This window comes from Prevotella sp. HJM029 (assembly GCF_000599605.1).
In the GTDB taxonomy this organism is placed as follows: domain Bacteria; phylum Bacteroidota; class Bacteroidia; order Bacteroidales; family Bacteroidaceae; genus Prevotella.
On the sequence record NZ_KK082679.1, the window covers coordinates 921 to 18,113 of the forward strand.

At 47.5% G+C, this 17,193-nt stretch carries 11 protein-coding genes and 1 pseudogene; 5 read left to right on the top strand and 7 right to left on the bottom strand.

Going from position 1 to position 17,193, the window contains the following annotated elements; all coding sequences use genetic code 11:
* Window positions 1-258: 258 nt before the first annotated feature.
* The 3 genes from X919_RS16755 to X919_RS0113855 form a co-directional block, all read right to left on the bottom strand.
* Window positions 259-444, bottom strand: a complete 186-nt coding sequence (locus tag X919_RS16755; protein ID WP_155949742.1) for a hypothetical protein — start codon at window positions 442-444, stop codon at window positions 259-261.
* 930 nt (window positions 445-1,374) lie between these two features.
* On the bottom strand, window positions 1,375-2,862 hold the full coding sequence (locus tag X919_RS0113850) for a SusD/RagB family nutrient-binding outer membrane lipoprotein (protein ID WP_028900624.1): 1,488 nt from the start codon (window positions 2,860-2,862) through the stop codon (window positions 1,375-1,377).
* A 39-nt stretch (window positions 2,863-2,901) separates the two neighbouring features.
* Window positions 2,902-6,072, bottom strand: a complete 3,171-nt coding sequence (locus X919_RS0113855) for a SusC/RagA family TonB-linked outer membrane protein (RefSeq protein WP_028900625.1) — start codon at window positions 6,070-6,072, stop codon at window positions 2,902-2,904.
* A gap of 747 nt (window positions 6,073-6,819) precedes the next feature.
* On the opposite strand from X919_RS0113855, the gene X919_RS17390 reads away from it, so the two are divergent.
* The 5 genes and pseudogenes from X919_RS17390 (at window position 6,820) to X919_RS16765 (ending at window position 8,225) form a co-directional block, all read left to right on the top strand.
* Window positions 6,820-6,942: a hypothetical protein gene (locus X919_RS17390; RefSeq protein WP_256380406.1), complete on the top strand. Its 123-nt coding sequence runs from the start codon at window positions 6,820-6,822 to the stop codon at window positions 6,940-6,942.
* 56 nt (window positions 6,943-6,998) lie between these two features.
* Window positions 6,999-7,199: a hypothetical protein gene (locus tag X919_RS16305; RefSeq protein ID WP_216592164.1), complete on the top strand. Its 201-nt coding sequence runs from the start codon at window positions 6,999-7,001 to the stop codon at window positions 7,197-7,199.
* A 23-nt stretch (window positions 7,200-7,222) separates the two neighbouring features.
* A complete protein-coding gene (locus X919_RS15555; RefSeq protein ID WP_253270159.1) occupies window positions 7,223-7,663 on the top strand; it encodes a discoidin domain-containing protein in 441 nt (146 codons plus the stop codon).
* A gap of 164 nt (window positions 7,664-7,827) precedes the next feature.
* Window positions 7,828-7,953, top strand: a pseudogene (locus tag X919_RS17360) (transposase); the annotation flags it as partial.
* 104 nt (window positions 7,954-8,057) lie between these two features.
* A complete protein-coding gene (locus tag X919_RS16765; RefSeq protein WP_172642747.1) occupies window positions 8,058-8,225 on the top strand; it encodes a hypothetical protein in 168 nt (55 codons plus the stop codon).
* Between the two features lie 64 nt (window positions 8,226-8,289).
* Here X919_RS16765 and X919_RS15560 read toward each other — a convergent pair whose 3' ends face one another.
* The 4 genes from X919_RS15560 to X919_RS0113890 all read right to left on the bottom strand — a co-directional run bounded on the left by X919_RS15560 (window position 8,290) and on the right by X919_RS0113890 (window position 17,193).
* The gene (locus X919_RS15560) at window positions 8,290-9,600 is read right to left on the bottom strand and encodes a GDSL-type esterase/lipase family protein (protein WP_172642748.1); all 1,311 of its coding nucleotides are present in this window, start codon (window positions 9,598-9,600) and stop codon (window positions 8,290-8,292) included.
* 46 nt (window positions 9,601-9,646) lie between these two features.
* Window positions 9,647-14,305, bottom strand: a complete 4,659-nt coding sequence (locus tag X919_RS0113880; protein ID WP_028900626.1) for an alpha-N-acetylglucosaminidase TIM-barrel domain-containing protein — start codon at window positions 14,303-14,305, stop codon at window positions 9,647-9,649.
* Window positions 14,306-14,332: 27 nt separating this feature from the next.
* The gene (locus X919_RS0113885; protein ID WP_028900627.1) at window positions 14,333-15,238 is read right to left on the bottom strand and encodes an endonuclease/exonuclease/phosphatase family protein; all 906 of its coding nucleotides are present in this window, start codon (window positions 15,236-15,238) and stop codon (window positions 14,333-14,335) included.
* A 176-nt stretch (window positions 15,239-15,414) separates the two neighbouring features.
* Window positions 15,415-17,193, bottom strand: coding sequence for a RagB/SusD family nutrient uptake outer membrane protein (locus tag X919_RS0113890; protein WP_028900628.1), 1,779 nt, complete (start codon window positions 17,191-17,193; stop codon window positions 15,415-15,417).

A 17,193-nucleotide genomic window follows, 5' to 3' on the forward strand; every position in this document is an offset into this window, starting at 1 on the left:
GTTTGAAAAGAGGGGTTGCCCGCGCGTTCAATCGGATGGAATAGTTTGTTGGGTAGATTGCCAATATATCCAAACGGATGGAATGTTTGGGCGGATAGATTGCCGCATGCCATTTGTGATGTAGTAGGGGCGCCGCATATGGTTTTCCTCAACCCCATCGGGGTTGTACTTTCGATAGCGCAGGGTTGGGGAGCGCAGTGAGCCTACCCTGTGGAGAAGTGTGGTGGTAACCTATGCCATCGGCATTGTACTTTCTTTTTATCCATTGCCAGCATGCCAATCGGTGGGGGATGCTTGGGCGGAGAGGGTATCGGCATATCCAATTGGATGGGATGTTTGAAAAGAGGGGTTGCCCGCGTTTCCAATCGGATGGAATGGTCGGACGAAGTGTTTGCCAATATATCCAAACGATGGGATGGTTGAAAAGAGGGGTTGTTGGCACATTCAATCGGATGGAAAGGTTGGGCGCGGCGCTTGCCGAATGGTTCCATCCTGAAAAACAACTTGGAGTTGCCCTCGCTCGCGATAACTACCTCTCGTTATCGCGAAAAATGCCCTCGCCTGCGATAACCAACGCTCGTTATCGCGAAAATTACCCTCGCCCGCGATAACCACCTCTCGTTATCGCGAAAATTACCCTCGCTCGCGATAACCACTGCTCGTTATCGCGAAAAATGCCCTCGCTCGCGATAACTACCTCTCGTTATCGTGAAAAATGCCCTCGCCCGCGATAACCACCTCTCGTTATCGCGAAAAATGGCCTCGCCCGCGATAACCACTGCTCGTTATCGCGAAAAATGCCCTCGCTCGCGATAACTACCTCTCGTTATCGCGAAAAATGGTCTCGCCGCCGATAATATTCAAGAGGAGGATGTGGGCGTGGCCTTTTCCGATGATGTTACAAGGTGGGAGGATGGTGGCGTGGCCTTTTCTGGCAATGTTATAAGGTGAAGGATTGCAGTTGCTGCCTTTGCTGACTATGTCACAAGGAGGGGATTTGCAATTAATGCCTTTTCCGGCAATGTTATAAGGAGGAGAACTTCCGTGAGTATCTTTTCCGGCAATGTTATAAGGTGGAAGGCTGTGGTCGTGGCTTTTGTATGCGATGTGGCAAGGAGGGGGATTATTGTTGGTGGCTTTGTCAGTGATGTTATTTCAAGGCAGGTGGGTGGGCATAGCTTTTTGAGGGGATGGTTATGTGTTTTGGTGTTGGTATTTTTGGCTGATGGGGCTTCGTTTTGTGTTGCTGTTCGGATATGAAAATAGGGCTAACATGCTGTTAGCCCTATCGTGAGAGAAAGATTATAATGTGCTTATGGGTTATTCCCTTTTGGGCACATTGCTCGTGCCATCGCGGCACTATTGAGTTAGGAATTATTGGCCACCAGCCCACCAGACATTCTTGGTGAAGATATACATACCTCCTTCGTTTCCACTGCCGAAAGCGGCCGCTACGTTGGGGTTGGAGGTGACATCGCTCTCACCGTAAGGCAAACAGAGCGGCCAACGGTTGGCACCCCCCAGCGTGTTGTTGGGATTGGTCATGGCAACGGGATAGCTACCGTCAATGTAACGGCAACGGCGCATGTCGTTATAAGTCTCCAACTGTTCATCACGCGTTTGGGCAATATACTTTTGAATGAGGATTTCGTTCAGCGGATTGGCCGTGTAACGCGTGCTCAACGAGGCAATGTAGGTGGCAATCTGTGCGTCGGTCACGTTGGCTTCAATCACGCTTCCGCCAGCCGCATAGAAATCTTTTATAGACGCTTTCACGCCCGCTTCGAACGCTGTCTGTGCATTTTGTCCTAAACGTGCCTGTGCTTCGGCCTGCACAAAATAAAGCTCTGAAAGGCTCAACACATGCAAGGTTGCGGCACCGTTTTCCAAATAGGCCGGCCAGTTGACCACCTCCGTCTGCGCTGCCATGGCATCATCTCCGGGATTGGCCACAACGTCTTTGCCAAAGCTGTTGAAGTTATAGATGGGTTCGCGGGGGTCGTTGCGTGCCGTAAGCAGATTTTCAACCGTCGAAGAGCAACCTGTGTACTTGCGGCTTTGGGCATAAGCATACCACGAGTTGTCGGCCGTCTGACCGTTGAACACGGCCAATTCGCAGCCCGCGAAGCCGGCGTTGAGGGCTGCCTGTGCCTCGTCGACCACCTTTTGCAACTGGGCTGTGGTGCGGTTCACGCCATAGGTGCGCAGCAGATAGCGTGCTTTCAGCGCGTGAACCAATGCCGCCCACTTCGCCTGTTTGCCGGCATAGATGACATCGTTGGAGCTGTTGTCATCGGTTCCGCGTGCAAAATTAATCTGTGCGCTGTCAAGCAATTCAAACACACGGCTGTAGACCTCCTTTTGTTTGTCAATCTTAGGCGCCGAAGTCACGAAACATTCTTTGTAGGGAATGTCGCCATGAAGGTCGGTCAGCGTGGCCCAGTTGATGGCTTCGAGCGTTTGTGCCATGCCCAACAGGTTGTAGTTTCCGGCATTCACGCCACCGGGTTGACACTTCCCGCGCATCAGTTTCAGGTTGTTGAGGTTGAGATAGGTGTTGTTCCATTCGTTGCCAAACGTTGAACTTCCGGCCACTTCGGCAATATTACGTTTCTCAATCATGCGCATTTGGTTGTTGCCTGTGCCGAAGAGTTGTTCGGTATACGAGCTGACATACCATTCATAGGCACCGCAAAGGGTAGAGAATACCGTTGACACCTCGGTTTCGGTGAGTTGCAGTTTTGCGTTGATATTTTGGCCCGGATGTGCTTCGTCGGTGTTGATGCGATCCATCGTGTCTTCCGAACAAGCTGTGAAAAGCATTGCCGTCAGCGCAGCTCCGAATATATATTTCATTTTCATAATCAATACTTTTTTCGTTTATCAAATGTTAGTTACTCCTTAGAAGGTTACTTTCAATCCGCCACCAAAGCTTGAAGTGTTGGGCACAGAGAAGCGCTCAAAGTATCCACCCATGTTGTTGTTGCCTTGTGAACTCTCGGGGTCGAGGTTGGGCATTTTTGCCCATAGGAGGACATTGCGTGCGAATGCGTAGACAGAAAGATTAACGCCGCCCAACTTGGGTAGTTGATAGGCCAAGGTGATGTCGCGCAGTTTGAGGTAGCTGGTTTCAAAGATACCTGCTTCAGTGACGTCGTTATAGGCCTGATAATAGGCTTGCTTGCCCACCACTACCGTGTTCTTTGCCCCCGTAGCTTCGTTGATTCCTTCGGCCACCATCGTTCCTTCATGATAGGGGAGCGACTCTTTCGTGACGCCGAAAAAGTTCATCGTCAAGAGGGTTCCGTTGTACATGCAACCGCCTTTCTGCCAATCCATGGTAGCCGAGAGCGACAGGTTTTTATAGTGTGCGTGGAGGTTGAATCCCATTGTGAAGTCGGGTGCACACTCACCCAAGTTTACATTGGCTGCTGTTGACTGGGGCAATCCGTTGGCATCGAGTAGCAACTGTCCGTCAGCTGTGCGCTTAAACGCTTTACCATAGATGTTGGGATAGTTGTAACCAGCCTGTGCACGTATCTGCGGTGTAACGAAACCACCAAGCATAATGCTCTCTACGCCGGGTGCAAGTTTCTTCACTCTGTTTCTAACCTTAGTGAAATTCACCCCCAAGTCTACACCATAGTCCTGATGATGGAGCACGGTAGCATTCAGCGACAACTCGTGCGACCAGGTCACCATCTGCCCAGCATTGGTGCGAAGTGACTGATAGCCCGTCGTTCCAGCTGTGGGAACATCGAAGATTTGGTCTTTCACATCCTGATAGCTCAGCGTGTATTCCAACTTCACAAGGTTCTTAAACAAACCCAAATCCAATCCTGCTTCCCAGTTAGAAGTGTTCTGAGGCTTGAGCTTTTCATCAAACTTCACGAAGTAGGGCGCATAGCCGCGCGCACCACCGAGGGGATAACTGATGGGGGTGTAGATATACATGCCGCCACCATACACGGGCACATACATATAATTGTTGTAGAAATGCCCAGCTTGTCCCACCTGTGCGTAAGACAGACGGAGCTTTCCATAAGAGAGTGTCTTGTTTTCTTTCAATGCCGGAAGCTCGGTGAAAATCCAGCCCAATGAAACGGAAGGATAGAAGAACGAGCGGTGACCGCGGGGCATAGACGACACTTTGTCGTTACGACCCGTCACGGTTAGATAGAGCATGTCTTTCCAAGAGAGCGACAACTGACCGAAGGTTCCCACCGTGCGCTCTTGCCGATGATACTCTTTGTGCACATCCATCGACGACGTGTTGCCAATCGTAGGCTGACCGTAGAAAGCCAATCCCGAGCCGTCATAATCCCATTTGCGGCGATACTCGTGGTTGAACTCGTTACCGAGCACGAAGCCAAAGTCCCACTCTCTATCGGCACCCCACTTGGCAGTGAAGTTGGCTGTAAGCAAGTTGTTGAAGATATTCTCCTGCACACCGTAGTTCTCCACCTCACCTTTCTTGTTGTAGGCCGATCCAATCTCAGCAATGATGGCGTTGTTGGTGGTATACATATCCATGCCCACCTGCTCGCGAAAAACGAGATGATAGCGGTCTCCCCAGTTCAATTTCGGGGTGAATTCAGCATAAGCATTGCCAAACAAACGGTTGGTGTGTTGCGAATATTCATCGTTTGCAGCCCACCAATAGGGGTTGTTGAAGCTGGTCGCACGGAAAAGCACCTGCGAAGTGGGGTCGCCGGGCTTGTGATAGGGCGTGCCTTTGAGGTTATATTCCGACGGAGCCGAGTACACCACGTTCACAATACCGCTGTTGGCACCCGGTGCAGAAGTAATCTTTACTGAGCTGTAGTTAGACGAAAAGCCGGTCTTCCACTGCTCGTTCACCTTCCAGTCAACGGCACCGCGTGCTCCTGTGCGGGTCATGCCCGTTGAGGGGATGATGCCTTTCTGATAGCTATCACTGAGACTGAACGAATAGCTCACATCGTTTTTGCGTTGCGAAATGTTGAATGTGGCATTTTGCGTGAAGCCCGTTTTGAAGAAATCGCCCACGTTGTCATAGGTCTGTGGCGTAGTCCAACCGCTCAAACCTGCGGCAGCATACTTCGGGTTGTAGTACATACCCGCGTGCGAAGTGAGGTCGCCGTTGGTATAGGCGTTGTTTTTATTGCCGCCATAAGTAGCATCATTCGGCAGGTCGGCAATCTTCGGTCCCCACGTCATCGAAGCATTTGGATTATATTTTGAGAGCGTTGTGCCCTGCGCATACACATCCTGTCGTTCAAACTTGCGGCTCAAGGTCTGTGCACTCAAGTCGGTTGTAAAGGTGATAACAGGCTTGGTCGACTCTTTGCTGCCGCGCTTTGTGGTAATCAAGATGACACCGTTTGAAGCGCGAATACCATAAAGTGCCGAGGCTGCTTGCCCTTTCAGCACGTTGATCGATTCAATATCGTCGGGGTTGAGGTCAATGGTTCGGCTGGCATAGTCAGAACCTGTCACTGACTTTTCCGTGTCCCAGTCGGGTGTTGAAGCGATAGGCATGCCGTCAACCACATACAACGGCGTGTTGTTGCCATCGAAAGAGCGTGCTCCACGAATAACAATTTGTGCCGAAGCACCGGGTGCTCCCGAGGAAGTGCGAATGTCAACACCCGTGAGTTTGCCCTGCATAGCATTGGCCAACGACGAGGTTCCGGCCGTATTCAAGTCCTTTGCGTTGAGCACTTGTGAGGCATAACCGAGGGCTTTCTTCTCGCGCGTGATGCCCATTGCCGTGACAACTACTTCGTCAAGCACCTTGTTGTCGGGGTCTAACTTAATTTTCATGTCGTCTGATGTAGAGGCCGTCACGGTCTTGACGCGCATACCTAAATAGGAAACCACTAATTTTGTGCCGTTGGTTGCATTTAATGAAAACTTACCTTCGGCATCGGTAATGGTACCTGTCTTCGTACCAGAAATCATTACCGAAGCGCCAACTACGGGCTCTCCATCTTCACTTGAAACCACGGTTCCTTTCACTTGCGTTTGCGCTACGGCCATTCCTATGCTCAAGAATAAACCGACGAGAAACATCAAAAGTCTCTTTTCCATAAATTTCTCTCTTTAGATTAAAAACAAAACAATTGTGCTATACACGATTACGTTGGGTGATATAGACTTGAAAAAATTATTAATATAATTTGCTTGCAAAGTTAACAGATATATAATTTGTTTGCAAATATTTTCTTGATAATTTTTTCATTTTATAGTAAAACATGGAGTTTTTCTTTTATTTTCGTTATAAATTGCATGAATATGCGTTTGTTTTATAATATAATAACGCGTAAAACTTATATAAGCATAAAAGCGAATAGGTTCTAACTTGTAAATTATGCTTAATAAGAACTTGTTTATTTTTGTTTAAATGGCATGATAAGATTTCTAAGGTGTGTTATAAACGGAGTGCATATTTAGACTTTTTTAGTCCGTGAATCGTCCTTCACGCGTGCTTCTTATTTTTATGGTGTTGGTAAAGGCGGCTGCATGATGAGGTAATTTCAGCTGTTTTGTCCTATAATCTCGTTGAGATTGTGGCATAATCAATAGGATATAGGATGGTAATCTCTATGCTATTGTTTGGTGCTACTGGCCGCGTGCAGGAATAATGGGTAGGAGATAGAAGTTACAACTTGTTGGGTTGCATGCCTTTAATACCTCTCCCGTGCGCGAATACAAAGCCTCTATGAGAGACCCTAAAATAAATATTTTGGGTTAAAATGATTTAAAATTATTGTAATACTAAAAATATTGTATAGCTTTACAATCGTATTACTAACGCAATTATCAACCTTTATAGCAATGAAAGGAAACATCATGAAGAGGATTCTTTTGCAACGTGACCAGTTCATTTGGATGGGAACAGACAGCAGTCCTTCTAAAAAAGAGTTTAATGTAGCATGCCAATGTCTAACATTGGTTTAATCCTTTACACCCCACTTTTCAAAACAAAGAACTATTCACCTGCCTAAAATCTAACGATGCAGTCAAAATATCTCTTAAACCAAATGCTGTTCCGCTCACTCTCGGGCGCAGCTTTTTTGCTCCTATCGCCCACTTTACCCGCTAAAGTGTACGCTTTTACGCCGCGGTTGGATGCACATTCAACTATTATCCACGCCATTTCGCCTGCCGATATGGCCAGTTTATCATCAACTCCTCACAGCACGGTGCCGAAATAAGCGAAGGACCACTCTCGGCACTCATTGATGGTAACGAGAACAATTTCTTCCACATGAGCTGGACTGCGCCGAAGCCTTTCCCACATTACATCGTGTTTGACTTAGGCGCACCGCACAAAGCGTTGCAATTTCGCTACGTATGTCGCAATGGAGGTGGACGCGACAACTCTAAAGCTATTGATGTGTTGGTGAGTGATGCCTTCACCGAAAGTGCCGCAACCTACGCTAACGAGACTGGAACGCGCAAGTTGGCATCGTTCACAAATCTACCTAACACGCTGCATGCAACGTATGAAACCAACCGAACCATTAAGAGCGAAACACCATTCCGCTATGTATGGTTCAAGATTAATGGTTCTACCAGCAACCAACAGTGGGTGGCATTAGCTGAATGGCAGGTGTTCAAAGTGCGCGAAAAGGTGATTGATCCAGAACTTGACGACACTACCATCATTGAATATTAATTCTTATTCATCAACAAAAGAGCGTCGGCACTTGCAGCAAAGCAAGTTGTCGACGTTTTTCGTTTGCGCGAACCAGTGAAAGCATTCAGTACAAAGATAAAACATGTTTTTGACCATTTTATTTGTTATTTCGCGTAAAAGTTTACGCCTTTGCACACGATGGAACAACAAACCTGTTGGAAGGATTTAACTCACAACTTAAAAGAGCACTGCATAATCATAATGGATTGAATGAAGCTAATAAAAAGAAGTTTATAGATGGATTCATTAATACAAAAAAAGTAGGATAGAATAACCAGCCTACCAAATGTCCATTACTAAAACCCATGAGGTTTTCAGCCTACCAAATGTCCATTACGCCTTATTTTGTTTGTATGGGATTGCGTGGAAAAATATGGTGGAGATGGGTAGGGGCGGTGCCTATGTGCCCGCCCGTGTCGCCCTGCAGGGGCGCATTCATCGTTCATCTCCTGCGCATGATGCGTATGTTTTTGGCATGGAAACACCGCTACGCGGACGTTCGGGCGGGCACATAGGCACCGCCCCTACACATTTTGCTTGAGAGAATTGTGCATGGATGTCCGCCCCTACGGTTTCGTTTGGTGGATTGTGCGTAGGTGCCGCCCCTACATATTTCGTTTGGGCAGATTGCGTGTAGATGTAGAATGGTATTTTTGCTTGATGAATGAATAGATGGTTTCGGCGATGCGGGCGGCTCCTGTGGCTGTAGGATGGATGCCATCGGGCTGCACATCGTTGGAGGTTAGGCCTGCAAGCTGGTGCAAATCGATGAAATCGCAATGCTTTTCCCGTGCTACTTTGGCTATGATGGGCGTGATAGCATGCACGAGCACGCTGTCATTGATGTTCCATGTGGGTTTGAAGGCAGGAATAGGTGTGGCTAAGAGGATGCGGGGATGCGAGGGAAGCTGCTGCAAGGTGTCGACCATGGCTTGCAAATCGTGCTCAAAAGCAGCGCCATATCGCCAATTTTCGGGTTTACTATCGTTTGTTCCGAGCTTGATGATGACAATGTTTGGTGCGAAATCGCGTGCCATCTGCCAAGCCTGCTCGCGCATATAAGGTCGATCTCCGCTATTGAGCAGCGTGCGAGCACTCACACCAAAGTTGCGCACATAGTAGTCCTTGCCCAATAGTTGCTGCAGACGTGCGGGGTAGCTGTGCACATCGTTGAGGTCGATGCCCATGCCATCGGTGATGCTATTGCCAATGCAAGCCACACGGATGGCTCCGATTTGAGGTGCAGGAAGGGCTTTGAGCCAAGCCGAAAGGTTAGTGATGAGCTCGCTATGCAACGTGTCGGCAAACGCTTGCAGCAACGCTTTGCGCTGTCCCGGATAGATATGTAACGCACAAGGATTGCCTGCTTTTCGCATGGCTGTGTAATAAGCTACGCCATTGTTAACAGGCGAAATCTCGGCATCATCGTCGGCTACCAACACAATAGCGGGCGGCGTGAGATGGTTTTGCACTGTGAACGGCAACTTTTTCTGCGATGGTGTTGCCAACAGGGGCGACAGCATGATGGTGAAATTTGGTCGCACAGCCCACGGTGCTTCGCACGATTGGCGCGCCACAAGAGCACCCTCTGCCCCGCACCCCATCATGCCAATGTCGTCGGGATTGAGATGCCACACGCGCGAACTATCGCGTATGATTTGCATGGCATAGTCGACATCAGCCGTGCTTTGGGTGTTGTTGAGCACAAAGAAAGCGATGCCTCGTTGCGTGAAATAGACGGCCATGTGGCGTTCTTCGGGTGTAAGCACCATCGTATGGGGCGCCGTCCTGCAATAGAGTACAGCACGTCCTGAGGGATGTTGCGGCAAAAGGAACGGCATGCGAAAAGACACTCCCTGATGAGCGCTCGCAGATAGACCCACCGCACACAATAGAATGATAAAAAGATGTTTCATTTGCATGGTTCAATCCTATTCAAATGGCGTTCGAAGTTCTATACGATCAAGGCGTTTCGGCCGAAAGTTCTACGTCGAAGATGCCGCCCTTGCGAAGGATAAGCGTCTCTGTGCGATAGCCTTTCAGCGAGAAACGCAACTGCTCTCCCTCGTGGGCTGTGATGCGATAAACACCGCGTGCGTCGGTGAAGACCGTTTGTTTACCGGCCTGTACCTTGACACCTGCCATTAAGAAAGCTTGTACATTGCGCACCACGCCCTGCACACTGATGCGTTTTCCCATGGGTTGTGGGGGCGTGTCGTTCTTGTTTTCTGAAGTTTTCGGCATATTGGAATTCCCGACATGCAGCGTGTCGCGCAGCAGAATGTCGGCCGAAGAAGCCCCAATCTGCACTTCAAAATCGCCGGGTTCAACCACACGTTGCATGGCAGCATTGTGCAAATAGAGGTCGGATACGGGCAGTTGCAGCGTGATGGTTTTCGTTTCTCCCGGTTGCAACGCACACTTTTCGAAGCCAAAGAGCTGTTTGATGGGTGTGGCTACCGAACTCTTCATATCGCGTATATAAAGCTGTGCCACTTCTTTTCCAGCGCGTTTACCCGTATTTTGCACCCGGAATGTAACCGCGATGGTATCGTTCTCGTTGGTTTGTTTCTTCGAAATGGCAAGCTGACTATATTTAAATGTGGTGTAAGAAAGGCCATAGCCAAAGGGATAAGCAGGATAAGGGTCTGCAAACACATAATCGCGTCCGGGCTTGTCGGGCGTACCTTTCTTATTATAATAGCCCTTATCGGTGGGCAGATGATTATAATAAACAGGCAACTGTCCCGTAGCTTTTGGGAACGAAATAGGCAGACGTCCCGACGGATTGAGCTGTCCAAACAGAGCTTGTGCCAAGGAAAGGCCGGCTTGTTCGCCGCCATACCATTGCACAAGTAGCGCATCGGCCTTATTTTTAAATGCCTCAGTGAGCAACGGACGCCCTGTGACCATCACCACAATGAAAGGCTTCCCCGTGGCAGCAATGCGTTCAATGAGCTGTTGTTGCACGCCCGGCAATGTCAAATCGGATAAATCATAGCCCTCACCACTCGTTGAAGGTTGCGACGGACGCGCCAACAACATGCTCTGTGTGCCTACCACTACCACGGTAACATCGCTCTGCTTGGCCAACGCCACCGCCTCATCTATAGAGTCAGTGTTTTGCGAATAGTAGTCGCATCCCTTAGCATAGCGCACCGTTGTTTGTGTGCCAGCCACTTGTTGTATGCCGGCCAAGGGGGTGATGCCATGCTGATTGTCGGCCGTCCATGAATAATCTCCGAACTGCACTTGCGCAGCATTGGGACCCACCACTGCGATACTGCGTAGGCGGTTGAGGTCTAACGGCAGAAAATGGTTGCGATTTTCCAACAACACAAGGCTCTCATCGGCCAACTGTTTGGCTACAGCTACGGCCTCAGGTGTGTGGATTTGTTGCCGCCAATGCAGTGTGTCGCTTGCCAATTCATCGAAAAGTCCTGCCTCAAATTTCGTGTAGAGCACATGCGCTGCGGCACTATCAATGCGCGCTTTATCCAACAGTCCTTGTGCAATGAGCGTGGGAGCCGTGCGGTAATAATCGCTCCCTGCCTCGAGATCTACCCCCGCATTGATGGCTTGTTGTGCTGCTTCAGTCTCACTGTCGGCTGTGTGATGGAAGTAGCGTAGCATAGGAATTGAGCCCCAATCTGAATAGATGTAGCCTTTAAAATGCAAGCTATCGCGCAGCAATGTGTGCAGAAAAAAGGGCGAAGAAGTGATGGCTTCGTTGTCGTAGGCACTGTAACAGTTCATCACCGAACCGGCTTTTGTGTGGCGAATGACATACTCAAAAGGTTTGACATACACGTCGAACAGCTCGTGCTGTCCACCTTTTACGGAGGCCAAATTGAGTCCACTTTGCGGTGTTCCGTGGGCAACAAAATGCTTTAATGTGGGTATTCCACCACGGCTTTGAATACCTTTCACATAGTTATAGCCCATACGCGAAATGAGATAAGGGTCTTCACCAAATGTTTCTTCCACGCGGCCCCAGCGCTGTTCGCGTGCAATATCGAGGTCGGGTGCCAACACTTGTCGTGCACCTATCGCACGCATTTCGGTACCAATATGCTGTGCCATGCGAAAAACGAGTTGCGGATTGAACGTAGCCCCCTGTGCAATGGCTTGTGGAAAAATGGTGCAACCGTCCTGCACAATGCCGTGAATACCCTCGATAACGGGAATAACGGGAATGCCAAAGTGCGTGCTGTCGGCAGCATTTTGTTGGATGGTACTCACAGCTTGCCGATATTGTGTGGAGCTATAAGGAAAGGCTTCAAAACAACCAAAAGACATACCGTGTGTGTAGTTGTCGCGCAACTTGGCTAAATCAACGTGCCCATCAGTGTTATAATGCTTGAAATGAATGTGGCGCATTTGTGCAAGTTTCTCATCAAGCGTCATGCGTTGGAGCAAATCGTGTACGCGAATAGCAGATGGTAGCGCCGCATTTTGATAAGGAAGAAGCACAGCCTTCAGCACACTATCCACCTGTTCGAGATAGTTTCCCGTGGGTGTTGTCGCTGCTGTTTGTGGAGAATCAGCCCATTGTTTCTCCATCGCAAAGAAATCAATGTGGGGCATTTCGCCCGTGTTAACGGACTGATAGAGCGCATGGAAGAACTTTTGCCAGCGCGGTTCGTAATAGCTTTTCAGCAAACCCGCCCACTCTTTGTTGGCATAATCGTGCACACGAGTGGCCGCACTATCGGGCCCCCAATAGGTAATGAGCATCTTGGCATTGTGTAGTGCCTGCTGCTTGTCGGCGGCAGTGACACCATAATTTGCTGCCTGCGCTAACCAGTTGCCCAACAAGAAGTGTGTGTCGGTCTGTAACAAGCGGTCTTGTAATTGCAGCAAATGTATAAACTCCTCTCCTTTTTCGTGCAACAGAGCGGCATCTTTGTTGCGATAAGCCTGCATAGCCGCGGCATAAACGTCACGTGCATGATTGGCCATTACCTGCCGAGCAAGGTCGACTAAGTCGTATTGATAGGTGGCACTGCCCTTATATTGGTCGGCCACTCGACGGAAAAGTCCCAATGCTTTCTCTAAATCTTTGGGATTATATTGCATTTGTTTTGGCCCCCATGTCGACACACTGGTGACATGAAGTCCGGGTCGTGCGCAGAAAATCGACTCGAAAGTACCTTCGCCTTTGATTTTAAACTCGCCGTAAACGGAGTGCGAAAGGATGTGCCAAGCTTGAACAAGCGACTCATCAACATGCCCATAACGATAGGCAATGTAGTCGCGCAACAGATGATCTAAGTCGGGTGTAGTGGTATACCATGCTGTTTTGAGTGCCAAATCATAAACCACAGGATTGCTGTTAATGCCTTCGGGCAGAATGCCTATACCTTGCATCACGCCATCCTTTGTCTGTGAAAAAGCACGATGGGGCTCAGCAACCAACACTGGAAGTTGCCCACCCATATCGGTTTTTCCGCCGAAATGATTCACACTTCCCCACAACCAAGGCGTGCCACCAAACTCATTTGAGCTTTCCCACGAGGCAGCAATCTCACCACTAAGATTAATCAACAACACATGTTGCTTGTCTAATTTCGATAGCAACGTGGGTGAAGGGTTATTGTTCCAACCTTGCAATACCCATTTCGCTGCAGGGAAATAGTTGAGCATAGTCTGCTGAACAGCGGCGGCAGTGGCTGCCACATCCACACCCTTTGTGTTGCCACCTTCATGGAAAAGGTCGCCACCAAGGAATTTAAAATCGCGCCCATAGCAACGTATGAGGCTCTCATAATAGGCCTTTGCCACCTGCTGGAACACGTCTTTGTCTGATGGGAGCAACACAGGAGGGCGGTTAAAATGCCCCCATAGCCCCTGTGAGACAAGTTGGGCTGTGGGGAACTTCTCCTTTAAGAAAGATGGAACCAGGCCAGGGAAGCCTTGAATGACGGGTTGAATGCCCAGCGCTTGCATGCGTTGTAGCATCTTTCGTTGCAGCTGATAGCGTGCTTCTATGAGGGCTTCACTCATCGGTCCGCCCCATCCTTCGAGATTTCCCATGAGCCACCATGCCGTATAACCTGGTCCAGGAATGAAGCGTTGCGCTTCAGTTTTGCTAAATCCCAATTGTGTAAGCGTCTCCATCCACACCTTTTCCATTCCCATGGGTGCCAACATTAAGTTGATACCATTGAGTGCCATCCAGTCAAGCTCACGCTCAAAATCGCTCCAGTTGTAAAAAGAATATGTGTAATTGTAGGTGCAATAGTTGAGCGCATAACGGTATTTAAATGGCGTTTCCATGCGCACCTCGCCTTTGATGGGCACCAATTGGAGGTTAGGAGGCAGGTTGTCAGCGTTGTGTGACAAACTAACATGGCAATAGGTGTTGAGATAATGATTCAAAGCCATGGCCGCTGCCGATGTCGAATTGGCTCGAATCAGCAGTCGCCCTTTTTGCATTGTGAGCACAAAGGCCTCTTTGTCGGAATGCAGCAAAGGAGCAAAAGTTACCTTATCTGTCAGCATTGGAAAGCGACGTGCAACCAATTGGCGCACACCAGTGAAGTCAATCGCCGACATAGATAGTACAACTATCCAGCACAGCACAAATAGCGTGCAAAATCTTTTGGCTTGTTTTATCATTGTTTATAGACGCTTGGGATAAATCTTTTATTTTAATTTCACATCAACAAACACAGGATAGTGGTCTGAAACGGTCTTCGTTTCTTTCACGCTCCCATTCATATAAAGCTGTTTTACCACATGTGTTTGCTTTACTTCAACCTTGTTTTGATGCGCCTTGTCTACCAGCACATAGTCAATAGTCTCATTGGGTTCATCGGGCAAACTGCCTGTTGTCGCACTGAGAATGGTGAAGTTTTGAAGCAATTTAGGAAAGGCCGAGACTTCAGCTTTCCACATTGGACTGTCATTTAAGTCGCCAGCAAAGAACACAGGCGCATTGGGAAGAGATGGAAGTTCGTGCAGCAACAGGTCAATACTGCTCTGACGATGGCGTGTTTCCAAGTCAAAATGTGTCCCAATGAAGTTGAATTGTGGGAATGAAATAAGAATCAATTTGCGCTTTTCGTGCCCCGGGAGTGCCACTTGATGAATGGCAGTAGGCTGTAAAGTCTTCTTATACATCACGCCACATCCAATTTTCCCACCATCGAAAGGAGCCGCAGAACCGAAAACAATGTTATAATCATCTCCTGCAGCCTGCTGAATTTCTTGCAAAAGATAGCGTCTCGAACGGGCATTACATGCGCTGTCAAGCTCCTGAATGGCAATCACATCGGGATGGAGAGCCTTAATCACTTCGCCAAAATTGCGCGTATGCTCTTCTGAGAATGTTTCACTACTGGTGTGGCTTTTACAATAGAAGCTATTATAGGTCATCAGCCGAATCGTGCCTGGAGCCTTTGCATACTTATAATCTTCTGTTTGTTGTGGCTGAGGTTTGAAGTCAGGAATATAGGACTTCGAATTGTCATCTCCACCACATCCTAAAATAGGAAGTGTGCTGAAGGCAAGTGCTGTGAGCATTAAAAAATGATGAAATGAATATCGCATATTATTTTTATTATTTTGTTATCTTAATACCTTTATCAGCTACAAAGTAACTACAAATAACTGATAAACGCTCATTCTCTTTAGATAAATAGGGTTAAACAACTCGCTGACGAATTCCCTTTGAAGAGAAATGTCAGCGAGTGCCTTATCAAAATGTTGATTTAACCTTTATAATCCTACCAATTCGGATTCTGTTGTATCCTGCCACCATACAGCGTAATCTGATCTTGTGGAATTGGATAGAGATAGTCTCTGTTCTCATTCCATGAACGATTTGCTGTCGTTATATCATGTACTATGATATTTCCGCCACCAACACCATTAGCAAGTTGGAGATTAGAACCTAATTTTAAGAAGGTTGTGATGGGCAGTAGTTCTGTATAAACTGTTTTGCTTGGCATTGCACCATCGTAGATACATGCGTCTTTACTATCGATAACACCATTACCATTTAAATCACATATTACATAATGTTTCACTGGGTCAAGTGCTGGAACATACATTCCCTTAAACTGCTTTTCAAAAGCTTTACCTTCTTTCCAACGCATCAAGTCGTCATAGCGGAATCCTTCGTCAAACAACTCGATTGTACGTTCACGACGAATCTCCAAAATAATGCCTTTATTTGGTCCACTCACATTGGGATAACCAGTCTCAGCAGCTTCCAAATAAGGATCAGGATTAGCATTTGCTGCAGCAAGGTTCATATTGGGCATGCCCACGCGGTCTCTCAACTTTTTCACAGATTTATCCAAATCACCTTGTGTTAATGTGCCTAACTCGGCTTTAGCTTCTGCGAAATTGAGATAAACTTCACCTGCACGGAAAAGTATCATGTCGTTAGAAGACTTGTTATAACCATCTGAAGCTGCACTGGTAACCCACTTCGTTATTTGATAACCAGTTGTTGCTGAAGAGAAATCTGGAGAGAGAACAGTAGCTCCACCAATGCGTTTGTAACCAGGAGTCACAATAGTTTGTGAAAGACGTGGGTCACGATTCTGCATTTCATCGTAGAACTGTTTGGTTTGATAACCAGGTAAATCTGTAAACCTTGTTCCATCATTCATCAAATAGCTATCCACAATCTTCTTATTCATGCCAGGTGATGTTCCTGCAGAAAAGAAATATTGATTGGCACTATGAACAATGTTAAGTCCCAAGTTATAGTTGCGTGCTAAGATTACTTCAGAACTCTTTGCATTGTCAGCTGCAAATAAATCTCTATAAGGTTGTGTCCCTGTAGCATAAATAGTATAAGGACTATTATCTATAAAGTCTTCTGCAGCATTAGCCGATTCTGTGAGATAGATTCCAAAACCAGCGATGCCATGATACTTTCTATAAGTTCCTTCATAAAGGAATACTCTTGATTTGAGTGCTAATGCAGTCCATTTTGTCACACGATACGTGTTTTGAGCTGTTGGCAAATTATTGATAGCATAGTTCAAGTCATCAAGAATTTTTGCCATTAATTCATCGCGTGATGTACGAGGCTCATAGAGGCGATTGTCTGTAGAAGATAGGGGAGCATCAAACCATGGCACTTCACCAAAACGCTTAACTTTATCAAAATAGAAATATGCGCGGAAGAAACGTGCCAATCCTTGGTACTCTTTTCGAGCACTCTCATCTTCACATCGATTAGCATCTTGTAAAAAAGTATTGATATCTGCAAGAGCTTTCCAACTCCAACCTCCTCCTGATTCAGGTACAGTTCTCGTACCTAAAACTTCAGTAGTGAGCGTTGTTGGAATGATAATATCAGCACTTTCGCCATAGAGTGTTGCTGCTTCTGGGAAATTGCCATAAAAGCCATTCGTAAAAGCTTCTAACTCTGTTCGATTATTAAAATAATTTGAATCGGCAAGCTTATCTTGCGGTTCTAAATCCAAATTGCAGGCTGTTAGCAAGGTTGCTGCAGCTACATATTGTATAATAGATAACTTTTTCAT

Excerpts from the sequence above, each read along its gene's own strand:
- X919_RS16755 (WP_155949742.1), bottom strand. The coding sequence starts at position 444 with ATGTGCCAACAACCCCTCTTTTCAACCATCCCATCGTTTGGATATATT.
- X919_RS0113850 (WP_028900624.1), bottom strand. The coding sequence starts at position 2,862 with ATGAAAATGAAATATATATTCGGAGCTGCGCTGACGGCAATGCTTTTC.
- X919_RS0113855 (WP_028900625.1), bottom strand. The coding sequence starts at position 6,072 with ATGGAAAAGAGACTTTTGATGTTTCTCGTCGGTTTATTCTTGAGCATA.
- X919_RS17390 (WP_256380406.1), top strand. The coding sequence starts at position 6,820 with ATGAAAGGAAACATCATGAAGAGGATTCTTTTGCAACGTGACCAGTTC.
- X919_RS16305 (WP_216592164.1), top strand. The coding sequence starts at position 6,999 with ATGCAGTCAAAATATCTCTTAAACCAAATGCTGTTCCGCTCACTCTCG.
- X919_RS16765 (WP_172642747.1), top strand. The coding sequence starts at position 8,058 with ATGGTGGAGATGGGTAGGGGCGGTGCCTATGTGCCCGCCCGTGTCGCC.
- X919_RS15560 (WP_172642748.1), bottom strand. The coding sequence starts at position 9,600 with ATGAAACATCTTTTTATCATTCTATTGTGTGCGGTGGGTCTATCTGCG.
- X919_RS0113880 (WP_028900626.1), bottom strand. The coding sequence starts at position 14,305 with ATGATAAAACAAGCCAAAAGATTTTGCACGCTATTTGTGCTGTGCTGG.
- X919_RS0113885 (WP_028900627.1), bottom strand. The coding sequence starts at position 15,238 with ATGCGATATTCATTTCATCATTTTTTAATGCTCACAGCACTTGCCTTC.
- X919_RS0113890 (WP_028900628.1), bottom strand. The coding sequence starts at position 17,193 with ATGAAAAAGTTATCTATTATACAATATGTAGCTGCAGCAACCTTGCTA.